At 41.8% G+C, this 26,108-nt stretch carries 20 protein-coding genes; 3 read left to right on the top strand and 17 right to left on the bottom strand.

Annotated elements, in window-relative coordinates:
* Positions 1 to 194: 194 nt before the first annotated feature.
* The 4 genes from BUC20_RS24140 to BUC20_RS24125 all read right to left on the bottom strand — a co-directional run bounded on the left by BUC20_RS24140 (position 195) and on the right by BUC20_RS24125 (position 5,553).
* Positions 195 to 1,343, bottom strand: coding sequence for a FecR family protein (locus tag BUC20_RS24140; protein ID WP_073234154.1), 1,149 nt, complete (start codon positions 1,341 to 1,343; stop codon positions 195 to 197).
* A 297-nt stretch (positions 1,344 to 1,640) separates the two neighbouring features.
* Positions 1,641 to 2,192 carry an RNA polymerase sigma-70 factor gene (locus BUC20_RS24135; RefSeq protein WP_073234150.1) on the bottom strand — a complete coding sequence of 184 codons (552 nt, stop codon included), beginning with the start codon at positions 2,190 to 2,192 and terminating at the stop codon, positions 1,641 to 1,643.
* Between the two features lie 86 nt (positions 2,193 to 2,278).
* A complete protein-coding gene (locus BUC20_RS24130; protein WP_073234147.1) occupies positions 2,279 to 3,667 on the bottom strand; it encodes a sugar porter family MFS transporter in 1,389 nt (462 codons plus the stop codon).
* A gap of 50 nt (positions 3,668 to 3,717) precedes the next feature.
* Positions 3,718 to 5,553 carry a class I mannose-6-phosphate isomerase gene (locus BUC20_RS24125; RefSeq protein WP_073234144.1) on the bottom strand — a complete coding sequence of 612 codons (1,836 nt, stop codon included), beginning with the start codon at positions 5,551 to 5,553 and terminating at the stop codon, positions 3,718 to 3,720.
* A 230-nt stretch (positions 5,554 to 5,783) separates the two neighbouring features.
* On the opposite strand from BUC20_RS24125, the gene BUC20_RS24120 reads away from it, so the two are divergent.
* The gene (locus tag BUC20_RS24120; RefSeq protein WP_073234140.1) at positions 5,784 to 6,515 is read left to right on the top strand and encodes a GntR family transcriptional regulator; all 732 of its coding nucleotides are present in this window, start codon (positions 5,784 to 5,786) and stop codon (positions 6,513 to 6,515) included.
* Positions 6,516 to 6,591: 76 nt separating this feature from the next.
* On the opposite strand, the gene BUC20_RS24115 is transcribed toward BUC20_RS24120, so the two are convergent.
* From BUC20_RS24115 to BUC20_RS24085, 7 genes are all read right to left on the bottom strand, one after another.
* Positions 6,592 to 7,893: a GH36-type glycosyl hydrolase domain-containing protein gene (locus BUC20_RS24115; RefSeq protein WP_073234137.1), complete on the bottom strand. Its 1,302-nt coding sequence runs from the start codon at positions 7,891 to 7,893 to the stop codon at positions 6,592 to 6,594.
* Positions 7,894 to 7,930: 37 nt separating this feature from the next.
* Positions 7,931 to 9,151: a DUF4998 domain-containing protein gene (locus tag BUC20_RS24110; protein WP_073234134.1), complete on the bottom strand. Its 1,221-nt coding sequence runs from the start codon at positions 9,149 to 9,151 to the stop codon at positions 7,931 to 7,933.
* A gap of 36 nt (positions 9,152 to 9,187) precedes the next feature.
* Complete coding sequence (locus BUC20_RS24105) at positions 9,188 to 10,363, bottom strand: DUF5000 domain-containing lipoprotein (RefSeq protein WP_073235604.1); 1,176 nt, start codon at positions 10,361 to 10,363, stop codon at positions 9,188 to 9,190.
* A gap of 50 nt (positions 10,364 to 10,413) precedes the next feature.
* The gene (locus BUC20_RS24100) at positions 10,414 to 12,327 is read right to left on the bottom strand and encodes a RagB/SusD family nutrient uptake outer membrane protein (RefSeq protein WP_073235601.1); all 1,914 of its coding nucleotides are present in this window, start codon (positions 12,325 to 12,327) and stop codon (positions 10,414 to 10,416) included.
* 101 nt (positions 12,328 to 12,428) lie between these two features.
* A complete protein-coding gene (locus tag BUC20_RS24095) occupies positions 12,429 to 15,578 on the bottom strand; it encodes a SusC/RagA family TonB-linked outer membrane protein (RefSeq protein WP_084529243.1) in 3,150 nt (1,049 codons plus the stop codon).
* A 546-nt stretch (positions 15,579 to 16,124) separates the two neighbouring features.
* Complete coding sequence (locus BUC20_RS24090) at positions 16,125 to 18,017, bottom strand: beta-N-acetylhexosaminidase (protein ID WP_073234131.1); 1,893 nt, start codon at positions 18,015 to 18,017, stop codon at positions 16,125 to 16,127.
* A 246-nt stretch (positions 18,018 to 18,263) separates the two neighbouring features.
* Positions 18,264 to 19,052 (bottom strand): PhzF family phenazine biosynthesis protein, encoded by a 789-nt coding sequence (locus tag BUC20_RS24085; RefSeq protein ID WP_073234128.1) that lies wholly within the window; start codon positions 19,050 to 19,052, stop codon positions 18,264 to 18,266.
* Between the two features lie 163 nt (positions 19,053 to 19,215).
* Here BUC20_RS24085 and BUC20_RS24080 point away from each other — a divergent pair, with 163 nt between their 5' ends.
* Positions 19,216 to 19,650: a DoxX family membrane protein gene (locus BUC20_RS24080; protein WP_073234125.1), complete on the top strand. Its 435-nt coding sequence runs from the start codon at positions 19,216 to 19,218 to the stop codon at positions 19,648 to 19,650.
* A gap of 58 nt (positions 19,651 to 19,708) precedes the next feature.
* Here the strand turns inward: BUC20_RS24080 and BUC20_RS24075 are convergent, their stop codons facing one another.
* From BUC20_RS24075 to BUC20_RS24065, 3 genes are all read right to left on the bottom strand, one after another.
* The gene (locus BUC20_RS24075; RefSeq protein ID WP_073234122.1) at positions 19,709 to 20,158 is read right to left on the bottom strand and encodes an SRPBCC family protein; all 450 of its coding nucleotides are present in this window, start codon (positions 20,156 to 20,158) and stop codon (positions 19,709 to 19,711) included.
* A 167-nt stretch (positions 20,159 to 20,325) separates the two neighbouring features.
* Positions 20,326 to 20,862, bottom strand: a complete 537-nt coding sequence (locus BUC20_RS24070; protein ID WP_073234120.1) for a dihydrofolate reductase family protein — start codon at positions 20,860 to 20,862, stop codon at positions 20,326 to 20,328.
* 64 nt (positions 20,863 to 20,926) lie between these two features.
* Positions 20,927 to 21,709, bottom strand: coding sequence for a helix-turn-helix domain-containing protein (locus BUC20_RS24065; protein WP_073234117.1), 783 nt, complete (start codon positions 21,707 to 21,709; stop codon positions 20,927 to 20,929).
* A 192-nt stretch (positions 21,710 to 21,901) separates the two neighbouring features.
* Here BUC20_RS24065 and BUC20_RS24060 point away from each other — a divergent pair, with 192 nt between their 5' ends.
* Entirely contained in the window at positions 21,902 to 22,093 is a 192-nt protein-coding gene (locus tag BUC20_RS24060) for a cold-shock protein (protein WP_073234115.1), read from the top strand.
* A 172-nt stretch (positions 22,094 to 22,265) separates the two neighbouring features.
* On the opposite strand, the gene BUC20_RS24055 is transcribed toward BUC20_RS24060, so the two are convergent.
* The 3 genes from BUC20_RS24055 to BUC20_RS24045 form a co-directional block, all read right to left on the bottom strand.
* Positions 22,266 to 22,718 (bottom strand): nuclear transport factor 2 family protein, encoded by a 453-nt coding sequence (locus BUC20_RS24055; protein WP_073234112.1) that lies wholly within the window; start codon positions 22,716 to 22,718, stop codon positions 22,266 to 22,268.
* A 283-nt stretch (positions 22,719 to 23,001) separates the two neighbouring features.
* The gene (locus BUC20_RS24050) at positions 23,002 to 23,892 is read right to left on the bottom strand and encodes a PorP/SprF family type IX secretion system membrane protein (RefSeq protein WP_073235595.1); all 891 of its coding nucleotides are present in this window, start codon (positions 23,890 to 23,892) and stop codon (positions 23,002 to 23,004) included.
* A gap of 80 nt (positions 23,893 to 23,972) precedes the next feature.
* A partial coding sequence (locus tag BUC20_RS24045) for an MBG domain-containing protein (protein ID WP_143166900.1) occupies positions 23,973 to 26,108 on the bottom strand: 2,136 nt, incomplete at its 5' end.

Here is a 26,108-nt window from a genome sequence, read left to right as displayed (position 1 = left end):
GCGAATTGGTAAATCGGTTCACGTTGATTTATCCCGGTTTTCCGGGAATGGTTGACCCAAGCTATTTCCGCAGCGGTGCTAGAACACTTCTGCGGTTTTTTATTGGCCACCAAATGAGCACTAAAGCTGCTTTCGTAGTTGTTTTTTCATAAAGGATTTGGTTTGGTTTGGTTTGGTTTATAGTTTAGTTACTTTCAGGGCATAATGACAATAGTTTTGTCTTCTATTCTGAATTTGACATCAGCATATTTCAATACTTCCAGGACCTTTGAAAGGTTAAGATTGCGGTATACTTTACCATCAAAACTTGCTTTAGGTATCTTCCCTTCATATTTTACATCCATATCGTACCACCTGGAAATTTGTCGCATCACCGTTGGTAAATCATCCTTTTCAAACAGGAAAAAGCCATTTTTCCATCCTATTGCTTCGGCAACATTAGCTTTTCCCACCTTCATATTCCCATTGGAAGATAATTGTGCCTGCTCTCCCGGTTTCAGTAAAGTCTGTTCGTTTATTTTCACCGATCCCTCCAGTAATGTTGTCAAAGTCTGACCTTCATCGGTATAACTGTTGATGTTGAAATGTGTACCCAGGACCACAAGATTCTGTTGGGCTGTTTTTACGATAAAAGGATGTGAGGCGTCTTTTGAAACCTCAAAATATGCTTCTCCATTCAGTTCTACCGTTCTGGTCTTTAATGCGGCAAATGAAGCAGGATAAGTCAGGCTTGAGGCTGCATTGATCCAAACCAGTGTTCCGTCTGGTAAACGAACCTGATAGGTCTCTCCTCTGGCTGTCTTCAGTGTATTTTTAGATTCAGTCGCATTCCCCGGATCCTTCAGCTCATAGATCAGCTGACCATCACTTGTTTTTGTAATCAAAACTCCTGCTTCCCTGGCAAGTTCTCCATTGCGGACATTTCCCAATACGATCTTTTTACCATTTGCAAGCGTTAAAGTTGCGGCATTTTTACCAGGTACAATATCTTTCGCCAGTAAAAGAGGATTTTGAGCAACAGGATATTCAGGAAAGAAATAGAGGTACCCTCCAAAGGCACAGGCGATCGCAACAGAAGCAGCAATACTGATGCTCAACCAAAGTTTTCTCGCTGGTTTGATGTATTTACGTTCAAATCCCGAATAGGCATCGGCAGCATTAAACCTATAGATAATTTTCAGTTCCTCTCTAAGTTGATCTTCAGAAGTCAGCCGTTCAAAAAGCAAGCGGTTATGCTCCTCAAGAGCTACCCAGTTTTCCAGTTCTTTTTTACCAGCTTCGCTAATTTCTCCTGAATTGTAATCAGCAATCAGTGTAATGATCTTATCGTAATCTTGTTTCATGCCAATCTCTTATATCTGGTATATTGTTTAAACCACAAGAGTTTAAGAAAGTACCGGAAAAATGTAAATTATTCTGATTTAAGATATCCCCCATTCCTCAAAGCGTTATCCTACTTACGGAGATTGTTCAGGAACAATTGCAATACACTCTGGAAGTTCTCCATACTCTGGGGGATTCCAGTACACTCCGGGAGTTCTCCATCCTTCGGGAGCTCTAAATGCCCGGAATGAATTGCGCACTACTCATGGTCAGATGATGCAATACAGGACCAGGATCGCCTTTCGCCAGATACAATTTTAAGGTGATGTCATTTTCAAATTATAAAGGAGTACAAAAAGCGCAAAAACATCAGGCCTGAGGCAGCGCTTTAAACCATCCAGCCCCTTGGATTTCAGATTTTTTACCGTCTGAACAGAAAGCTCCAGAATGGCGGCAATCTCATCGTTCTTAAGGCCTTCAAAATAGCTCATTTTGATGATCTCTCCGGAATGACCGGGTAATTTATCGATCACTTTCATCACTTCGCGCAGTACTTCTGCCTGGATCATTTCGTCGACATAAGCATGCTCTTCTCCAGGCAGATTCGCATTATAATGCCATTGCCTTTCTTTTGCTTTTGCAGAGGTTTTTATACGGTTTAAACAGGAATTTTTAACAGCCATATAAAGATATGCCCGGATGTTTTCTTCTTCTGATGCCGTCGCTTTACGGTGAAGCACTTTCAAAAAAACATCTTCGACAATATCTTTTGCCTCCTCCTGATCTCCTAAAATCTTAAATGCGAAGTAACAGAGACCCGCATAAAAGTCAAGATACAACTGTTTAAAATCCAAAACCACTACAGACATATTAGCTCAAATATTTGATTAATGATGTAAAAGGTAAGAATACAGCTTATTTTTGAAATATAAAGAACCTTCAGATTTTTTTATGATCAGGCCTTTTTCTCCTCCCAAAAAGATTCTATTTCTTCCAATGATTTTCCTTTTGTTTCCGGAAGCAACTTATAAACGGTAATAAAGGCGATCAGACAAAAGAAGCTGAACACCCAAAATGTAGCAGGTGTACCTGCATATTTCAATAAAATCGGGGTGACCTGTCCCATGATCGTATCGGCAACCCACATCACCATAATACTGACCCCAAGCGCCTTACCTCTGATACGGGTAGGAAAAATCTCGGAGGCGACTACAAATTTCAAAGGCCCTATGGAAAACGCAAAACAAGCCAGAAAAACCGTCACACTGATGACGAGTAACCATCCGGAGGTCAATCCCTGAGAAAAAAGGAAACCTGTGGCAAACAAACTGATAAAAGCCCCTATGGTTCCAACCAGATAAAGCGGTCTCCTACCCCATTGATCCACTTTCCATATCGCGATAAAAGTGAAGACCAGATTGGCAGCACCAAAGATCACCTGCCCTAAAAAGGAGTTCTCCAGGGCAATTCCAGCATCGTTCAGAATAGAAGGACCATAATAGATGATGGCATTGATCCCACTCAGCTGAGAAAACAAAGGCAATAAGATGCCCAGCAGCATTGCTTTCCTCAGCTTCGGAGAAAACAACTCTTTGTAAGTCGCCTGCTCTTCCTTGCTTTCGACCGCTACAGCCGCTTCCATCGGTTCTGTTTGTCCATTATTCAACGCTTTCAGAATGTCCATACCTTCCGCTGCACGTCCTTTTCTGATCAGCCATCTCGGACTTTCCGGAACAAAGAACAGTCCTGCCAAAAACAGGATGGCCAATACCCCTCCCATGCTGAACATGCCCCGCCAGACTTCCTTTACGTAAATAAGGTCTGTAAGTGCTGAAAATCCTGCACCGGTTTGCGCTGCTGAATAATTTAGCAACAGCGAGTTGAATATATAAGCAATTAAAATTCCCACCGTAATCGCCAGTTGATAACAGGTTACCAAACGGCCTCTGATTGCGGCAGGAGCAATTTCTGAAATGTAAAGTGGTACAACAATGGAGGCCACCCCTACCCCCAATCCGCCTATTAAACGGGCAGCAATCAGCAAATCGAGGGAATGAACAACCGAACATCCTATTGCCGAAATCAGAAACAGGATGGCCGAGATGAACAACATTTTTTTGCGACCTATTTTATCGCTTAAGCTTCCTGAAAACGATACGCCTATGATACAACCGACCAATGCTGAGGACACGAAAAGCCCTTCGTAGAAAGCCGTTAAATCAAATTTCTTTTCTACAAAGGGCAGTACGCCTGAGATCACTGCCATATCGAAACCGAAAAGCAGTCCACCTAAAGAAGCTACGAGCGTAATCAGCCCCAGATAGCGTTTGTTGTTGTGGTTCATAAGTTTATATTTGGTCAGGTTATTATTTAGTGTTTAGTACGGTTGGGTGTTTAGCCCTCAAGGTTGTCTTTAAGAAAGACCTTGATCACTTTAGCCCGGAGCTTTCCATGATTGATCAGTTTGTAACTACCAGTTGCTGCAGGCACAATGAATGTCTCTGCATAATTAAACCGGTACCCGTCGCCATCATTAACTTCAGCTGAAATGGCCGTTCCTTCTACCAGCATCAGGATATGACACTTGTCTTCGGTAGAGATCACTACATCTGTATCAAACTCGATCCTTTCTATTTCGTAAAAATGGTCCTGATGGGTAGGTAATTTTACCAGCTCCCAGTCTGCTCCTCTTTCAATGACCTGCTGATTGGAAATCAGTTCCTCCCTGACCTTTGCCCCTTTACGCTCAAAACGCAGGTTGTTAAATGCATGTTCTATATTGATCGGGCGCGGCTTTCCATTTAGTCCCAGTGCCAGCCAGTCGTACATTTTAAAGGTAAAAATATATGGCGTAGCACTGATTTCAAGTACCATATTATTGGTTCCTGAGCTGTGAACGGTTCCGCCGGGAATTAAAAACAGCTCATGTTTGCGGGACGGGAAGCTTTGTACATATTTCTCTATCTCGATCTTCTCATTGTTCAGTTGACTGCTTTCCAGCTCAGCGCGGAATTCTTCAGGATTGATGTCGTCCTGAAAGCCGAGGTAAACTTTTGCGTCCGGTTCGCAATCCATGATGTAATAGGTTTCGTCCTGAGTGATCGTTTCGCCAAAATTCTCCCTGATGTATGTTTTTGAGGGATGACATTGAATGGAAAGGTTCCCTCCCTGAAAAGTATCCAGAAAGTCGAACCTGATGGGGAAATACGTTCCAAACTGGGCGGCATGTTTACCCAGGATGGCTTTAGACTCCAGTTCCATTAACAGGTCGAAAGTAATTTCCAGCAATTTTCCATCACTTTCCAGTACCACACCGTTTTCAGGAGTAATCAGTTCAAATGACCAGGCATAATTGATTTCATCTTTGTTCAATCCTTCAAGATGGCTTTTCATCCATTGTCCACCCCATGAACCGCTTTCAAACCATGGTCTGGCCCTCAGTACCGCATGACTTAACTTAGTTAGTCCTTTTTCAAGATCTGTCTTTAAGATCCAGTTTACCTCATTCAGCCATTGCCCGTCTGCCACAACAGAAATCCTGTTGAGCAATGCAGATCTATGCTGATTCAGTACTACCCAATCGATAAAGTAAAACCGTTTGTACATATAAAAAGGATCGTCAGTAATGCTGCCCCCAAGGTTGGTTATTGCCCCGGCTTTCATGCGATACTGGATCTCGCTTTTAGGTATTTCAAAATAGATGACAGGAGCATCCCATTGTACTAACCCTGCTCCTGCACCTATAATGATATTAACCGTCTTTGTTTCTTCTTTTTTTATCTTTAAGATGTCCTCATACCTGAAGAAATCCTTCAATTCCAGTGTTGTCCTTTTACCCCAGACTTCAGTTGCGCCACCTGTAAAAGGAGCGATCAAAGTCTCCAGTTCTGTTTCGGACTTAAAGTAGGCTGAGGTGTCATGCCATTTCACAGAAATACCACGTTCATCAAGTTCCCTTTGAACCTGAAGCTGTATTTCCTTAAAAAATACCCCACCATAACCATCAATAAGGACTGTACCCTGCTGAATGATCCAATCGGTAAGGCCCCCAAAGCCACTTGCGATCTTTTGGTTTCCTACATTAAAAAAGGGCATTGGTTCATAATTTTTAACCTTCGCTACCTGGCCAATATCGACAGGCAATAAGGGCTGTAAACTTTGTCGCCAATTGTTTACTACAATCTCTTCATGAGTTTTTGCTTTTAATACATTTTCAGAATCTTCAACCATATTTGTGTGTGTGTGCTATCAAAATCAACATAATCTAATATGTACAAACATACTAATTCCCTAAAAAGACGCTTTACAGTAAATACAAGTAGATATCAAACAAATAAAGCAAAATTAAATAGGAGACATAAACTATGTATGTACAAACATAGTTATTTAATCATCATATCCAAATATATTTTCATAATTTTGCTACTCATCTATAAACAAACGGGGAGAGAAAAACAGACATGAAGATAGCGATCAACCACAAAAGCCCGATTCCGTTACATATACAGGCTGAAGAGTTATTACGTAAAATGACAAAGCTGCCTGAATACCAGAATGGCAAGCTTTTGCCAAACGAAATCGATCTTGCGAACCAACTGGCTATCTCCCGGACCACACTGCGACAAGCTTTAAATAAACTTGTTTACGAAGGTCTGCTGATCAGGAAGAAAGGAGTTGGCACTAAGGTGGCGGATGCCATGATCAGCTCTAAATCGGTAAACTGGCTGAGCTTTTCTCAGGAGATGCAGGCCAGAGGTATTCCGATCAAGAACTTTGAACTTCATGTGAGCTGGATTTATCCTACCGAGATCATCGCTAATTTTTTCAATATTAAAACAGATCAGAAAATATTAAAGGTAGAGCGGCTGCGTGGCCGTCCGGAAGGTCCTTTTGTTTACTTTGTTTCTTACTTTCACCCCCGCACCAGCTTAACCGGAGAAGAGGACTTCAAAAGACCACTTTACGATATACTGGAGACTGATTACAACATCATTGCCGAACTTTCCAAAGAGGAGATCAGTGCAACCGCAGCAGATAAATTTATCGCTTCAAAGCTGGAAACAGAGCCTGGAAGCCCGATCTTATTCCGTAAACGGTATGTATATGATCAGGCAGAACGACCAATAGAATACAACCTTGGGTACTATAAGGCAGATAGCTTTGTCTATTCTGTGGAAAGCAGAAGGGCCTAGCCACCTGAACCGATCAGAAAAATGCCTGAAAGCACACCAGTACTTTCAGGCATTTTTTTTTCAGAACTTTTATCGGTTAACGTGTTTTCTGTTTAAGTTCCGTAATGGCCATCCACAGTACGCCTGCTTCTCCCCTGAAGCTTGCAGATCCCTGCGGTTTATTATCAGGAGTATACCATTCATAAAAGCCTTTATTTTTAACCACACGGTCCAACATCGGCTTCATCGCTTCCACTGCTTCTTCCAATAGGTTATAGCGGATCAGCTGGGAAACCATCCGGCCTCCAAACCAGGTCCAGTCTCCACCATTCTGATAAGAGTAAGGGCCCATTCCTTTATTCTTAAAGAAACCTTCAGGGTATACGGGATAAATGGTCAGGCCTATCGTAGCAGCATTGGCCTTCTTTACGTTTTCCTGCATCTTTTTATAAGCCGTTTTCACCTCATCTTTACTTAAGAGCCCTGCTTCAATTGCCACAGCTGTTCCACCATGGTAATAGATTTCCGCTTCATTAAATGAGGCCGGAAAAGGTGAGCCATTCAGGTAAATATGGGGCAGGAATTTCTGGCGTTTTTTATCCCAGAGATGCTTGCGTACATTGGCTGCGATTTTTGTTTTGATCCCTTTCCAGTGTGCCGACATTTTTGGCGACAAGCTGGCGATTTCCAAAAAGTCATTGATTGCAATGATAAACATCGCATTGTCATAGATATCAATGGTTAAATGCGAATTGGAATCTAATACGACACCCCAGTTATGTTCGGGCTGCACATCACCCCAATCCACTGTTGTAGCACCCCATAAAAGTCCATGTTTCTGGTCAAACCTCTTGGTCAGCAAGAACTCCATCGCTTGTTCCAATCGCTTCTGTACGGTTATTCCGGCAATGGTGTTTTTCAGGATGGATTGATCACCTGTTCCTCTGACATATTTCGCCACGGCCTGAACCAATGAGGTTTCCTGATCGGTTTCCACCGTATTTTTATGTCCGGCATATTCGGGTGCCAGGTCAGTATGATAATAATCATAAGCCACAGCCCCTTTTTTAGCCGGCACATAGCCATCTAAAATTGCACCATCAGGCTGCTGAAACTGAAAGAAAGTAAGCAAATGTTTTTTGATCAACTCTTTATCATTCACCTTACTGGCTACCGTTACAAAGGTATTCAGGTCTCTGATCCAGACCTCACCATAGCCATCCCCGGCAGTAAAGCCTTTTTGCACTAATTTCTCTGCCATTATTTTCACGGAATCAGACAATGGCCTGATGGACTCCAGCTTTTTTGAAACATTCGCGGACAGAACACTTTGTGCAGAAGTGTTTTTGCTCAGGGCAAAAACACCAATACAACTTAACATTAACATTTTTACATTCATTTGTGTGTGGTTTTATATGGATAAAATAGTTTCAAAATTATCGGTCTTTGGTCCAGAAAGTGAGTTCTGCCATTGTCATAAAATCAGCTCCGCCCCAGGTTTCAAGTACTTTAATACGGATGTACCTCAGCTTTGGCAAGCCCTCAGGAAAGATAAATTCCTCACCTGCCCTGGCATAAGCCTCATCGATCGCATTAGATTCTGTACCTGGTAAGCCTGAGGGTTTCAGCGACTCGCAGGTCAGCAGTTTTGTCCAGCTTGTCCATGATCCGTCTGGATTCGGAGCATCACTTCCCCAAATTTCAAATTTCCTGACATTCTCCGCCCTGTAAAGCCGGTCGTTAGACTGCCAGGTTTTAAACCTGCTGAGGGAAACTGAGGTGCCCATATCAAAAGTAAACCATTGGGGTATACCATTTGTGGTCGCAAAGCCCTTTGGGTTGTAGTCTTCATTCCATAAATTGGTCATTTTCCAGCCATGGGCATCCCTGGCATCACCAGGAAGGATATATTCCCTGAATTTAGATTTGTCCGCCTGTCGTTCAAATACTGGCAACACCACTTCAGTATACCCCACTGAAAACTCATCTATTGCATTGACTTCAGGAAGGTACACCGACCTGTAAGTCAGCTTACTGCCCTCCTGATAACCAGACAATTCGGTTTTCATGGTCCCCCCAGGAATGATCAGGGTTTTAGCCAGTCCGTCGTTATCCAGGTATTTCAGTTCTATGGATTTTTCACCGGCAATTGCCCCGTTCCAATCTATGACCGTTTTATTTCCATCCAGAGAAAGGGCCATCAACTTAATCGTCCGGTTAGAAAGTGTTTTCAGGTAGTTCTCCCCATATACCATACCCGATGTATTTTTAACCACAGATCTGGCATTGTCACTGGTATAAGTATAGACACTAAAATTATAAGTTCCCTGGTTAAGGTTGTCGATCAGCATATTTACCACCTCTTTCCCATTTTTCTTTACCACCTTCATTTCTACAGAATCCGCATTGTTGTTCCAAAAGGCTTTTACTTTAGTGATCAATGGATCATTTCCCAATTCAATACGCAGCTGAACCCTTCTGTTTCCTCCATATACCGTCACAGAGTCGGCCCTGCCCGGATAGTAAATCTCTCCGTTTTTGGTTGCTTTTTTATAATCATCTTCTTTTGCACAGGAGCTCAAACAGGCGACTGTAACAACAAGAAAACAAACAACCATATATTTCATCAGTATATCATTGTTTTTTGATGGTTTCATAATTTCTTTGATTAGCTAATTAATATTATACCTGTATTATTGTGGATTGCCCCACATGGTGATCTCCGTAAAATTCACATAAGAACCACCAGACCAATTCCTTAGTGTTTTAAACCTGATGTACCGTACCGCAGGCGCTTCTATTGGAAAAAGAACCGTTTCACCAAGATTAGCCGCCTCAACATCTGCATTGGAGTTTTGCCCGTATGGCAGGCCTGAAGGTTTAATCTGTTCATGAGTGGTTAACAAGACCCAGTTGTTGTAACTTCCGTCCGTAGGTGGGTTATTCGAGCCCCAGATTTCTACATTTCTCGGATTGTGAAGCATAAAATACCAACCCTGCCTCATGAACCAGGACAGTCGGCTTAATTTCACGGTTTGTCCCATATCATAGGTAAACCACTGTGGAATCCCATCAACATCAGTAGAATGATAATAGGTATTGTTACTGACATCGTCGTTAAAAAGAGCATCAATACTATTCCCGGGGAAAACACGCGCATCAGTAGGCAGGATCAGGCCCTTCATTTTCGATTTATCGAGCTTAACTTCAAATAGTGGTTTTAGGGTTACATAAGTGGTATCCGACAAATTGCCCCATCTGTCCCGCACAAAGAGCCCGAATTTAGTATCCACCGAAGGGAGATCCCTTGCACTAAAATCACCAGTTTTGGATCTTGTATTAAATGTCCTGATGGGAACAAAGTTGCCCAGACGGTCATTCGCCAACACGACTATTGCAATATTGGCTTCTGAGTCATTCTCATAATCAACACTGATCCCTCCGAAGACTGAGCGGGTTTTAAGCCGGTCCTTGACCAGCACAAAAGGAGGTGTTTTAGGATGTACTTTTACAATTAAGGGCACAGATTCATTTTCACTCTTATCTACTGCATACAATTTTGCTTCGTAAACATCTGAATCTCCAAAACCTTCCAGTGTGAGGTTATTCAGGTAGCGACTTACCTTGGTTTCCCAGACTACACCTCGTTTATTCGTATAAACCGCTCTTACATAGAGCAGATCTTTATCGCCAGGCAGACTAAAAGTTATTTTTGCCGCTCCGTTTAAGTTCTCCACTACTGCATTGCTTAGCGGCCCCGGGGCTTGCTTATCGTCCTTTACAATGGTGCCTACTTCTGTTTCCTTACAGGCTTCAACTGTTATCATCAATAACAGCCCCAGGCCCAGCATATATATTAATCGTTTCATTTTTGTTTCTTTTTGATTAATCATTTAAATTCAGTTCTTTCCCCTTGCAGTTACCATCCCGGGTTTTGAACCAGATTAGGGTTTACCAATAGATTGTTGTCTTTTATTGGCCAGAAATAATCTCTGGGGCTGTTGAAACTCTGGTTAAACAGCAATACTCTTCTGTTGTAATCGGCATAACTGGACCTGATCACATCCCAGCCATAGATGGGTTCATTCAGGACAACACCCGCTAATTTCCAGCGTTTCAGGTCCCAGAAACGACTACCTTCGAACGCCATTTCAATTAAACGCTCCTGGCGGATGATCTCTCTCAGCCCTGTTTTATCCGCATATTTACCAGGATTGGTTGAAAAGTTGGTCCATGAGCTTTCTACGGATTTCAGTCCTGCACGATCTCTGATCATGTTGAGGTATTCCAAAGCCAGGCCCTTGTTATCCGTCTCATTTAAAGCTTCCGCATACAGCAGGTAAAGGTCTGCCAGGCGCATCACCGGCCATGGATAAGACTCCACAACTACTGCTGTAGTGCTGATCACCATGTTCCAGTTCACTAGTTTTTTATTGTAATAGCCTGTTACAGAAAATATACGGCTTTGTTTCTTTCCGCCGAATTGGCCCGACTTACTCTGGATGTTAAAAGTTCCGTTTTGCATAAACCATTTGGAACCATCAAATGCCATATCAGCATAAAACCTTGGCTCCCTATCGAAATGCAGGCCTACAGACTGATATCCGTTTTGTATCCCCAGGTCAGCAGTGGTACTGGTTCTGAGGTTGAACCGGTTGGCATAGTCCCAGGTTTTATCTTCATTAATAGGTACCCCATTTTCTGTATAGAACAATTCAGCCATTTTCATGGTCGGTGCCAGCTGGCCCTTCAGCTGCAGGTTAATCGCCTTTGGGTCCAGCTGTGGGCAGGCATACAACTGCGTCACTCTGGTGTCCTCCGGCCTGGTCGTTGTTCCCCAGATGAGTTCCGAATTCCATTTCTCACATACCGCATTCCTGATGCTCATTTCGATTTTCGTTGCTTCATCCACTGCGTTTGTTGGAGAACTAAAGCGATACAGTTTTACCCCTGCATTCTGCGCAGCAAGAACAGCCACCCTACAGGCCTCAGCAGCTCTGGTCCATTTTCTAGGGTCATAAACCGAATTAAATAATTGTTTTTGATCGTGATTTTTGAAATTACTTAAATCTGTATTTCCATTGAACAGCGGACTGGCTGCAGTAACCAGCAGCCTTGCTTTTATCGCCAATGCTGCTGGCTTCGTAATTCTACCCAGTTCGGTGGTTAAGTTTAAAATTTTATCAGGCAGGCCTGCACTTCCTTCTCCGGAGGCCGCTTCATCTAACAGGTTAGCGATATAGTTTACTACAGAGTCTACCGGCTGACGACTTACTTTGACTTCTTCCGGTGAGGCAGTGATGGGCAAATTCTTATCGATGATCGGGATAGGTCCATACATGCGGAACAAATACCAATGGAGATAGGCTTTCAAAAATTTCGCTTCCCCCACCCAGCGGTCTTTGACATAAGGTTCCAGGTCTTTTACCCGGCCCACATTTTCAAGAAATATATTACAGTTTCTAATTCCCTGAAACAACGATCTTTGGCTGTAACTATCCCAATAATTCAACTCCGGTTCATTCTTATTCTGAAGTCCTCTTGCAATGTTATAAGGAGCCAGGTTCCAGAAATCCTCACTCGTAGACATTGGCCAATAGATCCAATGCTCGTCACCGGCATTCATTCCCGGATTTGTTTCCGGATGTCCTTCCTGTGGCAAATCTGAATAACAGGTGAATAAAAATTTCTCCGCTTCATTACGATTGGCAAAAGCATGGTCTATGGTCGCCACATTATCCGGAACTACGTCCAGGAAACCTCTCTTACAAGAGCTTAGCATCAGGATCAGCAACAGCACTGAAAAGGTCAGGCAAGTATTATATGTTTTCATCAGCATATTTTTTTAATGATCATGAAGCGATCATAAGCGTTTCATTGCTTTTTGTAAGCAGTATGCTTATGATGGTTTCATATCGGATTTTCATAATTGAATTAGAATTGAACATTTAGTCCGAAGTTGAATACCTTTTGAACCGGATAGCCTAAGCCACTGCCACCCTGTTCCGGATCCCACAATTTGAAACTACTTTTCACAAACAGGTTGCTGGCATTTGCATAGAGCCTGATGGAGCCCAATCCGATTTTACTTAATGATTTACCGGACAGGTTATAGCCTATTTCAACAGTCTTTAAGCGCAAAAAGGAACCATTACGCATCCACCAGCTGGAAGGCTGGGTATTATTGGCACTTATCCCCGGACTTAAACGGGGCCAGAACGCATAAAGATCTCTTTTATCTTCAGACCAGTGATCTTCAGCAATGGCCTTCAACAAACCGTTCTGATAACCTCCGTTCAATACAAAAGGAGTCATTTTATGGGAATCAATCCAAAAAGACGACCTGGCAGAACCCTGAAAGAAGCCACTGATGTCTAAGTTTTTATAACCTACAGACAAGCCAAATCCATAAATGATTTCGGGAGTGGAGGGTAAACCAAGTGGTGCAAAATCAAGAGAAGAGATCAGGCCATCACCATTTAGATCTCTATATTTAATATCTCCGCCCTTTACTTCTCCGAAGGTCTGTACCGGAGAGTTTTTCACTTCTTCATCATCCACAAATAACCTTTCCGCAATGAGTCCATAATTCTGCCCGAGGGAATTTCCAACCCTGGACAGATAGGCTAAATTGGCGGGATAATTGGGTTCTTCATTGACCAGTAGTTTACTCGTTGCATAGGTAAATGTTCCTCTTGCCTGCAGCCACATGTTGCCAAAATTCCTATTGTAATCCATAGAAAGGTCTATCCCCTGCCCTTCAGCTTCCCCTACATTGGCTTGTATACCGGCAGCCAGGCCCATGGTGGTTGGAATATAATTCCTGTTCATTAAAATATTACTCCGGCGTTGCCTGTAGACATCCACAATAATATTCATGTTACTGAACAAGCTCAGGTCCATCCCAATGTTTACTGTCTTCGCTTTTTCCCAGGTGATGGCTTCATTGGCATATCTTGAAATGCTGACTCCATCTCTTGAATAGCCATAATTGGTTCCAAAACTGGCCCCGCGATTCCCATCTGTTAAATTCACGTTAGATAAATAGAAGAAGCGGTCTTTGGCATCACCAATCTGATCATTACCCACTAATCCATAGGTGGCCCTGAATTTCAATTTGGTCACTGTATTTTTTAAGGGCTCAAAAAAAGGCTCATTAGAAGCATTCCAGGCAACCCCGATAGAAGGGAAAAACCCATAGCGTTGATTTTTAGCAAAACGCTCTGAACCGTTCAGTCCAAAGTTTGCTTCGAGCAGATACCTGTTGTCATAGCCATAGGTAAATCTACCTGAGACGCCCTGGTTTCGGAAAGGAAGAGAGGCCTGAAGGTTACCCGCATTGCCTGTAAGGTAATTCCGCATCTGGGCAACCAGGAGTCCTCCTATGCTATGTTTTTCAGAAAAGGTCTGGCTATAATTCACTGCGGCCTCTACGTAAGAGGTGGTATTTAATACCTTCTGTCCTTCATTATAGTTTAAATACTCTGTCCCGGTTTTCTCATTCAGCAGGCTCAGGTTGTATCGGTCACCTCCTGTACTTGTGGCATCTGCTCCATAATAGAAGGGGCTGTATTGCCTGTTCAGGCTAAAAAAAGAATTCCGTTGTGTATAAGCCATTATCCTGGCATTAAGGCCGGGAATAAGAAATTTCAAATCCTGTTTAATTTCCAGCTGTACATTTAAAACAGAAGAATTGGACTGCTGAAAACCGGAAACCATATTTGCATATGGATTATAATACAACAGCTCTCCCCTATTGTCCACTTTCGAGTTTCCAAACAATGGATGAGCGACATTGGGTAAATCGGAAGCAGGGAAAATGGCCGGAAACTTCACTGGATTTGAGGCGATGGCTCCTGCAAAAATATTCGCTCCCCCACCTACCGGTCCGCTATAATCGTCAAAGCTACCTGACGTTCTCACGATCCCTTCTGTGGTTGGGGTTAGTTTGACGTTTACGTTTGAACGGACTTCGTAGCTTTTGAGTTTAATGTTATTGTCAAAATTATTTCCCTTTTCAGACTTTAAAACCCCATTATCTACATTATAAGTACCCGAGATGTAATACTGTGCCGCTTTCCCACCTCCGCTCATGTTCAGGTTAAACCTCTGATTGAGGGTGTAATCTTTGATCAGTAAATCAATCCAGTCATTATTGGGATAAAGCAAGGGGTTGTCACCTGCAATGGTGCGGTCGATTTTGTTCTGCTGATAAGGCAATTCTCCAAGTGGATTTCTCGTCAAAACCGATTCATTTGCCAGCTGCATATACGTAATGTTATCGGCCAGTTTAAAGTTCTGTGTATTGGAGGAAAGGGAATTTTCCGCACGGACATTAAACTTTGTTTTCCCATCTGCACCCGATTTTGTGGTCACCAAAACGACTCCGTTTGCCCCTCTTGCCCCATACAGGGAAGATGCAGCTGCATCTTTCAGCACCGAGAAACCCGCAATATCGTCGGGTTGTAACCTGGCTAATGAATTCGAAGTGGATTCCATACCATCGATCAGGATCAGCGGATCTACTTTACCCGTGCCGAACGTGGTGATGCCACGAATAAAAAATTGCGCATTATCTGCACCCGGTTCTCCACTCCGCTGATAGGCTACCACTCCCGATAACCTGCCGGCAAGCATGGTGGTCAGGTTACTGGTAGGCCCTTTTAGTTCTTTAGGATTAATGGCAGTGATGGAGCTCACCATGCTCTCTTTCTTTTGCTGACCGTAAGCCACAACGACGACTTCATCTAACTCGCTCTTATCTTCCTGCAATAGGGCATCTATCTTTTGCAACCCGTTAATTTTTAGTTCTGTTTTGATGTACCCTACGCAGGAAAAGACAAGGATACCTTTTGCATCATTTACTTTAATGGTATAATTACCATCGCTGTCTGTGGTGGATCCGGCAGTACTGTACTTTAGTAAAACACTCACGCCTGGTATTCCTAGTCCAGTTGCATCTTTTACCTTACCCCTGATGGTAAGACCGCCGGTTTGAGCGATAGATGTTTGTACACTGATCCCTAGTAAAAAAACACAAAAGAGGTATTTCACTCTTCTGTAGAAAAAGACACTTTGGTTCATAATATATTTGGTTTAGTTTGGTTCAGTTCAAGCAAAAACTCCTCAGGCAAGAGTTTGTATATACATATATACATAATAGTATTTTAACATCAAAATATTTAAAGAAAAAAATAATTTAGCCTGATTGTTAACGACTTAAACACTATGCATCACCGCGTAACCATAGTGTTAATTAATTAGTCAATAAGAAGAATGGAAGATTTTTGGATTGACTCCATATAGAAGCCCCTGTACTATTTCTCATGACAAATCAAAAGCACAAGCTGAGATCCAGTTGTTACAGGTCGTTATTTTCAGATGGGAAATAACAGGACTCATTTTCGGGCCTTTGAATTAAGCGGAGGATAGGCAAAAGCCAGGAAATAGCAAAATCAGAAACAACGAAAGAGCGTATATGGTATGCGAACAAAGGCTTGAAAGCTATAAAATAATTGGTTCCATTATTTTATGTATATACATTCACCTCCTAAAAGGAGCATTAACATTCCTAGGGCAATTGTTTTATTAATTGCAGCTTTTCCTGGTACCGATGGGATACGCTGTGTTTTATTTTTTTGCTCTCTTTTCTAATGCTTCCCGAGGTGCAATCAACAATTTCCCCATCGCTGTATTTCCTTTAAACGATTGTGCTCTTAACTGATAGATGCTACCAGGGATAACTATCGGTGTTCCATTATAACGGATGCCGGAAGCATCAGGATTGGTATTGTCCAGTGTATAGTAAATATCCAGGCCATCGATATCTGTGCCCAGATCAACAAGTAATTGTTGTTGCTGATCAAGCTTTGCGGTTGCAAGTACATCAAAAGCGGCTTTGGAATAATTGATCTTTGCGGCATCCAGAATGTTAAAATGGGGTGTTATTTTTTTCTGAAAAGAGGTCCAGTTTTGCTTTGTCACCGGCGACCAAAATACCTCAGATAATGCCAGAGACCGTGGCCATGTCATGTATTCGGCATGCCCGCCGCTGGGTACAGACTCTGTCCACAAATTACCTTGTCCCCCCAAAACCAGGGTACTGTCTACCCCAGGAGGAATTGGATTCCATTGGTAAGTGTTTTTTAAACGAAGCATATCATAAGTATCCGGTTCCAATAGCGGATCTCCCTGGTACAGATCTAAGTAAGTATGGTTATTAGGAGTAAGAATCACCTGATGTCCTTGTTTGGCGGATTCTATGCCTCCCTCCATACCACGCCAACTCATCACTATTGCCTCCGGAGCCAGTCCACCTTCCAGAATCTCATCCCAGCCAATTAACCTTTTCTCCTTTTTTTTCAGGATCTTCTCTACCCTTTTGATAAAATAGCTTTGCAGTTCATGTTCCGTCTTTATCCCTTTTTCCTTCATAAAATCCTGCACCACAGCCGAACGCTGCCAGAATTTTTTTGTGCATTCATCACCACCAATGTGAATATAATCTCCAGGAAACAAAGCCGCGACTTCTGTAAATACCTTCTCCAGAAAGGCATACACACGTTCGTCTGCCGGGTTTAAGGTATTGTCATCAATATCATAAAATTTGCTTCCAGGGTTTACCGGATAAAGATATCCTGTTGCCGACAGGTAAGGATAACTCGCAATAGCGGCCAGTGAGTGCCCTGGAACATCGATTTCTGGTACAATAGTAATGTGTCTTTCGGTTGCGTAGGCAATGATTTCCTTAATATCCTCCTGCGTATAATATCCGCCATAGGTAGTCTTTTCATCTTTTTGAGGCACTTCATACGACCACCATTGTCCTGTTCTCGGCACACGCCAGGCCCCCACTTCCGTTAAACGGGGCAGTGATTTGATTTCGATCCTCCATCCCTGGTCGTCGGTCAGGTGCCAGTGAAAAACGTTGAATTTATAACGGGCCATATCATCAATATACTTTTTCACAAAATCCTTTGAAAAGAAATGACGACTTACATCCAGCATCAGGCCTCTCCATTTTAAGCGGGGATAATCAACAATTTCCATGGCTTGCAGGCTATATTGCTTTTGTTGGCTATTTTGTTCGACCGAAAGGTTGAGCAACTGCCTTATCGTTTGTAAACCATAAAACAGGCCCGCTGCTTTGCTGGCTTCCAGCTTTACTTCCTGATCAGTAATGGATAACTGATAACCTTCGTCATTGCCTGTTTTTTTCAATGCCGGATTCAGCAATAGCCTGATAGTGCGTTCCGATCCCGTTGTATTGTTTTTAACAGGCAACGTAAGACCCGTTTGCATATTGATCCATTCCTTAAGACGATTACTCAAAGAGATCAGTTCAGCGTTGCCTTTGGCAATGATTAAAGAGGTTTGTTTGTCAATCACGAATACACCTTTACCATGAACTAAGGATACCGGCTCGGGAATAATGGCAGGCATCGTCTGCGCCACACCAGTATGGCAGGTAAATACAAAAACAAATAAATTAAGAAATATTGCCGTTATAAAGTTGTTATTCATGTTTGTAATTTATCAAGGTCTGCTTTCTACCAATCTGATTCTCTATTTTTCCTGCGGGATCAGCCTGACATTTGTATAATGAAAAATCGACTTTAGGTTCAGGGCTAATAGAAGTAAAATTAAACTAACTTCTTTCAAAAAAAATGGACTATCTGTTTTTTCCAATGGATTATTCTACTACATACAGGCTTGATTACCTCCATCTATTAAGAGACAAAAAGTGATACGACCAATACGATGGGATATTTAGGGGAGCAACAACACTCCCTTAGCATACAGCCTGGCTTGTCCGCCAATAAGCACACGTTCAGCAGCGTTTTTACAAAGCAGTGTCCCTTTCCGCTCCGAGAGTTGCTGTGCAACCATTTCCTCTTTATTTAACTGTCCGGCCCAATAAGGAATCAGGGAACAATGTGCTGAACCCGTTACCGGATCTTCCAGTATGGATGCCTGTGGGGTAAAGAACCGGGAGACGAAATCATACTCCTCTCCTTTAGCTGTCACGATCACCCCACCCGGATCCAGGTTCAGCCGATCAAATAATTGCTGGTCTACCCTGATGTTTTTTATGGTTTCTTCATTTTCGTAGATCAATACGTAATCCCTGGATTTAAATACCTCAAGCGGCTTGATATTTAAGGCCTCTTCTATTTGCCATGGCAATGTTGCAGGCAAAGGAAGTCTTGAAGGAAAATCCAGCCAGAACAGGTCTTCTTCTATCCTGACCACCAGTGTCCCGCTTTGGGTATAGAATATGATTTTATCAGATGGGTAATCCTTACATTTTTTGAGCACGAAGGCGGCAGCTAATGTCGCATGACCACAGAGATCCATTTCGGTTTCAGGAGTAAACCACCGCAGGTGGAAACCATCATCCTGTGGAAGAAAAAATGCAGTCTCCGCAACCGCATTTTCCTGAGTAATTTTAAGTAGAATTTCATCGGGTAACCATTCTTCTAAAATCACCACGCAAGCTGGATTTCCCGAAAAAAGTTTATCCGTAAAACTGTCGACCTGATATAATGCTAACTCCATTCTCAAAGATAGAAATAACTTGCAGGCCAACAGAGAATTTTCGCAAGCAAGAGGGGAAAACACAGTTTCGCAGGGGCATAAGCATCTGGGCTATAGAATTTGATAAATCTGGTATAGTAAACGACTATCTATTGGAGATAGCTTTGTCCTAAATATTTAAATTATGGAAGACTCCTTTAAAATCCCTCAGTTGCTCCTGAGATGCGCACTGGGCATCACATTTCTAACCCCTGTCTTAGACAGATTAGGTATCCTCGGCGCGGCGGGTACCGGAAATATCGAATGGGGCAACTGGGAAAACTTTATCAACTACACCACAACGCTGATGCCTTATCTGGGCAGATCCCTTACCAATGTAATGGGCGGGATAGCTACCGTTTCAGAATCGATCATTGCCATCTGTTTGATCATTGGCTTTAAAACGAAATATGTCGTCATAGGAAGCTGCCTTTTAACATTCACCTTTATCCTGTTTATGGCAACCTCTGTGGGTATACAAAAACCAATAAATTTCGGTGTATTTACTGCTTCCGCAGCGAGTCTGTTGCTTTCTTGTGTTCCTAAATACAAATGGAGCATAGATCAGCTTAATGGATAAATAAACCTCCAAACGTTATCGTTTGGAGGTTTATAATAGAGTTCCAGGGCTATGCTGATCAGGCATCCGGTAGTTCAGGTTCAACAAGTTTAACGAGTTTTTCCAGGGATTCCTGCCAGCCGAGGTAACACATTTCTGCAGGTATCATCGCAGGTATTCCTTCCTGCAGTACTTTTAATTCTGTACCCACCAATGTTTTCCGAAGCGAAATAGAAGTAGTCATTACCCCTGGCAAGTTTGGATCGTCAAATACGTCTGTATATTTCAGAAACTCATTGGGTTTGATCTCTAAATATTCCCCGCCAAATGAATGACCGTTACCCGTTGTGAAATTGTGAAATGACATTTTAAAAGTCCCCCCCACCTTAACGTTCATTTCCTGTACGGTACAAAGGTAACCGTAAGGCGGCAACCATGAAGCAATCGCTGTACTTTCGGTGAAGGCGCGGTATACCTTTTCCGGAGAGGCCTTAATAATTCTGTGCAATGAAACCTTATTGTCTGACATAACATTCATTTTTTTGTGCTCCTACTCATTTGGCTTTTCGGCTCGCCCGTTTTTGTCTGTGGTAGCTGCTCCACCATTGCTTTAATAAAGATCAAGGTAAAAACAGAAATTAAAGGGGGGATAATACGACAATTTAGAGGCAATATTGCGACAGAATACGGATTTAATTAGTTATTCTCCACGCCATAACGAATGGAGAGCAATCCGGTTTCGTATGTTGTACTTTCCAGAAACCTAAGCTTCCTCCTGCCCGTCTGATCCTGAAAAAGGAGTTTACCACCACCAAGCAATATGGGATGTACTGACAACCACAATTCATCCACCAACCCCTCTTTCATCATGGAATCATACAACAAAGCTCCTCCAAACAGCCAGATATCTTTGCCAGGTTCATTTTTTATTCTTCGTGCTTCGGCAATACTATCCTCCGATATCAGTACAGCGCTATCTTTTACCGAGGTCAATGTCTTAGAAAACACATATTCTGTTAACGCTGGCATTCCTGGTACGACTTCCCCACTACCGTTATCGCTGTGCTGCTGTAGCATTTCGTAACTCTTACGTCCAATAAAGATCGCATCAATGCGTTCAAAAAACTCATTTAATCCGTAGTCCTGGTCTGTAAAGCACCAGTCATACTCGCCATTTGGTCCTTCAATATAACCATCCAATGTGATGGCTAATCCCAATATTAGTTTTCGCATATTCTTAATGTTTATATGGCAAAAATGGGCATATTCTATTTCGGTTAATTGTACAAAACGGACATCAATATAAAATATGCCGGATCCGGACTACCTGACCTGGGGTATAACCGGTATAATCCTTGTAATCTCTGATAAAGTGAGCCTGGTCGTAATAACCACTCTTATGGGCAATTTCAGTAAGAGAAAACGCAGGATATCTTTTCAGGTGAGCAAGCGAGCATATGAACCTGGAAACCCGCAGATATTCTTTAGGTGACAAACCGACATATTCCTGAAACTTTCTGGAAAGATGACGCTGGCTGAGTCCGGTATCACAAACAAGCCTCCCCAGGGGAATCAGCCCCGCCGACAAACTCACCTGTCTCAGACAATGTACAATCTGCAAATCATCGTTGTCTTTCATCAATTCTTTTAACAGGTATTTTTGCAGCAGGCTTACCCGAGCTTCATTGTTGCCTGATCCTGCCATTTTTTCTTCTATTTCTGCCGCCATACGACCCCATATATCAGCAAGAGCGATCATTGTATCAGACAATACATGCATAGGCAGCTGAATGAAATTATACGCCATACCCGGATGGAAACAAATTGCAATAACCCCGGCTCCCTTTCGCATTTTCACATCCATAGGCTGGCTCATCCGAAAAGTAACGATACTACGTTTATGTAACTCATCGCTAATGATAGCCACTGGTGTACTTGTATAGTTAACAAACACCTCTACACAAGCATCTGGCAGCACACGAATATAACTTGTGTCGGCATCATCGTCACATTCCATGGTACAAATCAGCTTAATATAAGGCTGCAACGCGCTGAGAATAGGATAGGATTGTATATGCATACTTTGCAAATATAGTTACTATTCCTTTTTGAGATCAGATCAGGAACATTTGCTTCAGCCAGAAACGAAGCCATAAATAATTCTATACACTAACATTCATTCAGAATAATATTCTACATTTTAAATAAAAATAAAATATTATTTTAAACCAAATAAAACAACTACCTTTGGATATAATTAATATACAATATAATGCAACAAGGAACAGTAAAATTTTTCAATGAGACAAAAGGTTTTGGATTTATCGTGCCAGCTAATGGTGATAGCGAAATCTTTGTTCATTCTTCAGGCTTAATAGACAACATTCGCGAGAATGATTCAGTAAGCTATGACGTCGAGCAAGGTAAAAAAGGCTTGAACGCAATTAATGTTAAGATCAGCTAATTAGAATCCTTCATAAATTGGTAAAAAACATCTGTTTAACGACAGATGTTTTTTTATGCCATTATTTTCAGGCAGGCAAACCTGTTTTTCGGATCTCTTGCAGGAAGTGATCATACTTTGGCTTAATCCCAATTGATCAAATGCGATCTGATGGGGAGGAATACAACTACCGCTAATGTTCAATTTTATGAGTATCGCGCACACTACTAAAGGTTAAAGCGAATAGTTTCCAATCCTTTCCTTCTTTCTTATAAACCTCAGTAACTGTAAACTCTGTTACAACATCATTTCCACGAACAACGGCAGTAAGCGTAATACGATTCCAAAGAATCGCAACATTATCCGAAACTTCTACCGCTACATCGTGGACATCAGCATTCTTATACCAAATTCTTCCGGTTTTAATGACATCGAGCTCCTCCTTCTTTTTCCAGGTTCCACTCATATGTACAAACTTCGATTTATCATGAAAAAGTGAGGTCAGCTTGCCCACATTTTTGTCTGCCATCCATTGCCATTTCGCTTTAGAAATATCCCTGATCTTCTGTTCAGTTGCGGAATTTTGTCCAAAGGAAACTTGTATGCTCAGCATGATGAATAATAGTCCGATAATTGATTTTTTCATTTTAGTGCTTATTTATAAGTTTAAAAAAACGGTCTTACTGGTGAATTTTTCTGAAGAACGACTGCCAGCAGACCAATGCTAAGATTCTATCATGACATGTAATCAGATATTTACAAAAATGCAGTAAAAAAACTGCTCCAAGTGTATACAGATCACTGAAACAACTACCATTATTACTGTGTATGTACTAAACAAAGGTTCCATCATGCAAACCACATATCCCCCTCATTTGTCCCCGGTAACTTTTATTCTTACTGATTCCACACAGAAATTTTGAGGTTCATTATTTATCGAATACCTTTAGCTTTATTCCAAGTTCAAAACCTCCTCCTGTATAATTCCTGATTGCCCCTGTTTCAAAATTATAAGCAAAACTAACTGCATAAGAAGACCTGTTCAATCCCAGCCCAACGCTCATGTTGTCACTACTATGATAAATGCCCTGCATATATAAGCCATAGTTCTCCATTGCGAAGTTCAGGCCTACGTCAACAATATCCTTATGGCCCTTTACAAGCCGGTAGGTAGTTAAAGGTTGTACTATAAACCCGGTATTACCTTTATACAACGGGATTTTATAACTAATACTGGCTATAAACAGCAATCTGTCTGCATCAAATCTGGTCGTGGCTGCTTTAAAAAATGCTGATTTAAGATTCGGCAATGCAGCTCCAATATTCAGGCTATTGCTGGTATAAGCGATCCCAAGATCACCATCTACATAAGGTTTTAATTGATTGTACTGTACAACACTCTCATCAGTTCCGTCACCACGAATATTGTTATAATCTATACGCGAATCGTCAATCCCCAGGGAGAGGCCAAAATTCAATTGTTTATCACTGTTATTTAAAGGCAGATGATATGCATATGTCCCCCTTGCTTTTGTAGACCTGATCAAACCTGCTTCATCAAGACTCACTGTTAATCCAAGCCCTACCCTTTTATCTGACTTCATTTCTGCTGTTAAAAAAGATGTTTTGGGGGTTCCTGGAAAACTATTCCATTGCTGCAGGTACCCGATATTGACATTCACCCCCTTTTCCATCCCCGCCATCGCAGGGTTATACAAGAATGGATTTTGAAAATACATGGCCTGCAGGGTATTGAGCTGGGCATTCGCGGACAAAGTCCGGATCATTAGAAATACAGTGACCAGTATCGTTCTGATCATTGTAATCCTCTTGTTTTTTATAATATTGATCATTCTATTTTTCTTTATTTCCGGTTATTTAATTAATTGAACCGAGGCATTTATCTATTGATGATGATGGTAATAAACCCTTTGAACCTGCGCTTACCCGGACCAAGGTCAATGATGTAATAATAGGTCCCTTCTACAAGAGTTGCTCCTTTAAGACTGCCGTCCCATTCATTATTATAACCGTCTTTAGTATACACGACACGACCTGCACGATCATAAACTGTAACCTTATTATCAGGATAGAGCTCAATATCTTTAATAATCCACTTATCATTTTTCCCATCATTATTTGGGCTCAGGATATTGTTTGCAAAAACAGAGGCTTCCGAATCTCCCCTGTAGATTTTCAAGGTATAGTTACTTTTGATCTTCCCATCCTGTGCAATCACCTCAATAGTAATGATATTGAAGCCCACTTTAAGTGGAATATTCATCGACGCCCCCCCATTTATACGCAGAGTAGCTCCTGGATTACTTAAAGTTGGTGTGAGCAGCAAATTATCAACAGCATGGTCCACAAATGCATTGTAACTATAGTTTTCTGTGGCAAATGCCGGCGACAATCTTCCTGAACTTAATCTGAGATCAATGAGTTCTGCATCGGCTAATGGGATAACATTTAGTATACCATCTATATAATTAAAATTATAATTATCCGATACAGCACCTTTCAGGGTGATCGGATAAATACCTGGTAAACTATTAATTGTTGCATTCGTAGCAGTAACAGGCAGTGCTGTCAATTTAGAGACATCATCACCATTTACAAAACCACTATAGGTTACAGTTAATACAGGATTCGTTGTTCCATAAAGTCTGCTTTGATTATTCGCCAAAGCGGTCAGGTTGGCCTTTGAGACAATTAATGTCCTGCTCACATTTATGGCTCCTGTCTGAGCAGCAGTAATGTTGGCCGTTCCTGCTGATACAATGTGTATTTTACCATTTACAATAGTTGCTACAGCTACATTATCAGAAGAGTAAGTAATGTCTGCAGTACTTACGTTACTACTGGCACCTGGATTAAAATCAGTATCACCATAAATTTTCTGCGGAAGAGCCGCAAAATTTATCGTACTGTTTCCTATAATCAGGTTTGCTCCTTTATAAATCAGGTCATAGTTATGATTCAGTTTCAGCGTTCCCTGAGTAATTGCATAAGTGCCAACATTTTCGCCAGGGTACCTCTCCAGATCCCCTGTGAATTTATCAGAGTCATTTAATGTACCTGAAGTAATTTTATAAGTTAATACCGGGTCTGTTTCACCATATTTCTTCATCTTGCCATCTGCTGTAACAGTAATAACCTTCTTATCAATCACCAGATTACCAGTGATTTCAATTGCCGTATAGTTTGCATTATTTAAACTCGCTACTATCACATATGTTCCTGCAGCCATTGGTAACACTGAGGAGCCATCATAAGTGACTGTCAAGCCTGATAATCCTGAAGGATTCGTCGTTGCAATTACTGATTTTCCTGTCCCATCATAAGTTTGAGAAAGACCACTTAAGGCAATTGAAGCTGTGCCTTTACCAATTACCAAACTGCCTGTTCCGTCACTTGCACTGTAGTTCGCATTATTCAGCCTTACAACCACAGCATAAGTTCCTGCAGCTATGGGTAACACAGAAGAGCCATCATAAGTAACTGTCAAACCTGATAAATCCAATGGGTTCGTCGTTGCAGTAACTGATTTCCCAGTTCCATCATAAGTCTGAGAAAGACCACTTAAGGCAATCGAAGCAGTCCCTTTACCAATTACCAGACTTCCTGTTGCATCAGTTGCAGTATAGTTCACATTATTCAACCTTGCAACCACAGCATAAGTTCCTGCATCCGTAGGCAATACGGAAGAACCATCATAAGTAACTGTCAAACCTGATAAATCCAATGGGTTAGTCGTTGCAATTGCTGATTTCCCAGTTCCGTCATAAGTTTGAGAAAGACCACTTAAGGCAATCGAAGCAGTCCCTTTACCAATTACCAAATTGCCTGTCGCATCAGTTGTGGTATAGTTCGCATTATTCAACCTTGCAACCACAGCATAAGTTCCAGCATCCATAGGTAACACGGAAGAACCATCATAAGTAATCGTGACACCCGATAAACTCAAGGGGTTAGTCGTTGCAATTACTGATTTTCCTGTCCCATCATAAGTTTGAGAAAGACCACTTAAGGCAAT

The sequence above is a fragment of the Pedobacter caeni genome, from assembly GCF_900129215.1.
In the GTDB taxonomy this organism is placed as follows: Bacteria; Bacteroidota; Bacteroidia; order Sphingobacteriales; family Sphingobacteriaceae; genus Pedobacter; species Pedobacter caeni.
This window is presented reverse-complemented; position numbering and strand designations above follow the sequence as displayed.

What these genes read in the sequence shown, in the direction of transcription:
- BUC20_RS24140 (WP_073234154.1), bottom strand. Translation starts at nt 1,343, where the DNA reads ATGAAACAAGATTACGATAAGATCATTACACTGATTGCTGATTACAAT.
- BUC20_RS24135 (WP_073234150.1), bottom strand. Translation starts at nt 2,192, where the DNA reads ATGTCTGTAGTGGTTTTGGATTTTAAACAGTTGTATCTTGACTTTTAT.
- BUC20_RS24130 (WP_073234147.1), bottom strand. Translation starts at nt 3,667, where the DNA reads ATGAACCACAACAACAAACGCTATCTGGGGCTGATTACGCTCGTAGCT.
- BUC20_RS24125 (WP_073234144.1), bottom strand. Translation starts at nt 5,553, where the DNA reads ATGGTTGAAGATTCTGAAAATGTATTAAAAGCAAAAACTCATGAAGAG.
- BUC20_RS24120 (WP_073234140.1), top strand. Translation starts at nt 5,784, where the DNA reads ATGAAGATAGCGATCAACCACAAAAGCCCGATTCCGTTACATATACAG.
- BUC20_RS24115 (WP_073234137.1), bottom strand. Translation starts at nt 7,893, where the DNA reads ATGAATGTAAAAATGTTAATGTTAAGTTGTATTGGTGTTTTTGCCCTG.
- BUC20_RS24110 (WP_073234134.1), bottom strand. Translation starts at nt 9,151, where the DNA reads ATGAAACCATCAAAAAACAATGATATACTGATGAAATATATGGTTGTT.
- BUC20_RS24105 (WP_073235604.1), bottom strand. Translation starts at nt 10,363, where the DNA reads ATGAAACGATTAATATATATGCTGGGCCTGGGGCTGTTATTGATGATA.
- BUC20_RS24100 (WP_073235601.1), bottom strand. Translation starts at nt 12,327, where the DNA reads ATGAAAACATATAATACTTGCCTGACCTTTTCAGTGCTGTTGCTGATC.
- BUC20_RS24095 (WP_084529243.1), bottom strand. Translation starts at nt 15,578, where the DNA reads ATGAACCAAAGTGTCTTTTTCTACAGAAGAGTGAAATACCTCTTTTGT.
- BUC20_RS24090 (WP_073234131.1), bottom strand. Translation starts at nt 18,017, where the DNA reads ATGAATAACAACTTTATAACGGCAATATTTCTTAATTTATTTGTTTTT.
- BUC20_RS24085 (WP_073234128.1), bottom strand. Translation starts at nt 19,052, where the DNA reads ATGGAGTTAGCATTATATCAGGTCGACAGTTTTACGGATAAACTTTTT.
- BUC20_RS24080 (WP_073234125.1), top strand. Translation starts at nt 19,216, where the DNA reads ATGGAAGACTCCTTTAAAATCCCTCAGTTGCTCCTGAGATGCGCACTG.
- BUC20_RS24075 (WP_073234122.1), bottom strand. Translation starts at nt 20,158, where the DNA reads ATGTCAGACAATAAGGTTTCATTGCACAGAATTATTAAGGCCTCTCCG.
- BUC20_RS24070 (WP_073234120.1), bottom strand. Translation starts at nt 20,862, where the DNA reads ATGCGAAAACTAATATTGGGATTAGCCATCACATTGGATGGTTATATT.
- BUC20_RS24065 (WP_073234117.1), bottom strand. Translation starts at nt 21,709, where the DNA reads ATGCATATACAATCCTATCCTATTCTCAGCGCGTTGCAGCCTTATATT.
- BUC20_RS24060 (WP_073234115.1), top strand. Translation starts at nt 21,902, where the DNA reads ATGCAACAAGGAACAGTAAAATTTTTCAATGAGACAAAAGGTTTTGGA.
- BUC20_RS24055 (WP_073234112.1), bottom strand. Translation starts at nt 22,718, where the DNA reads ATGAAAAAATCAATTATCGGACTATTATTCATCATGCTGAGCATACAA.
- BUC20_RS24050 (WP_073235595.1), bottom strand. Translation starts at nt 23,892, where the DNA reads ATGATCAGAACGATACTGGTCACTGTATTTCTAATGATCCGGACTTTG.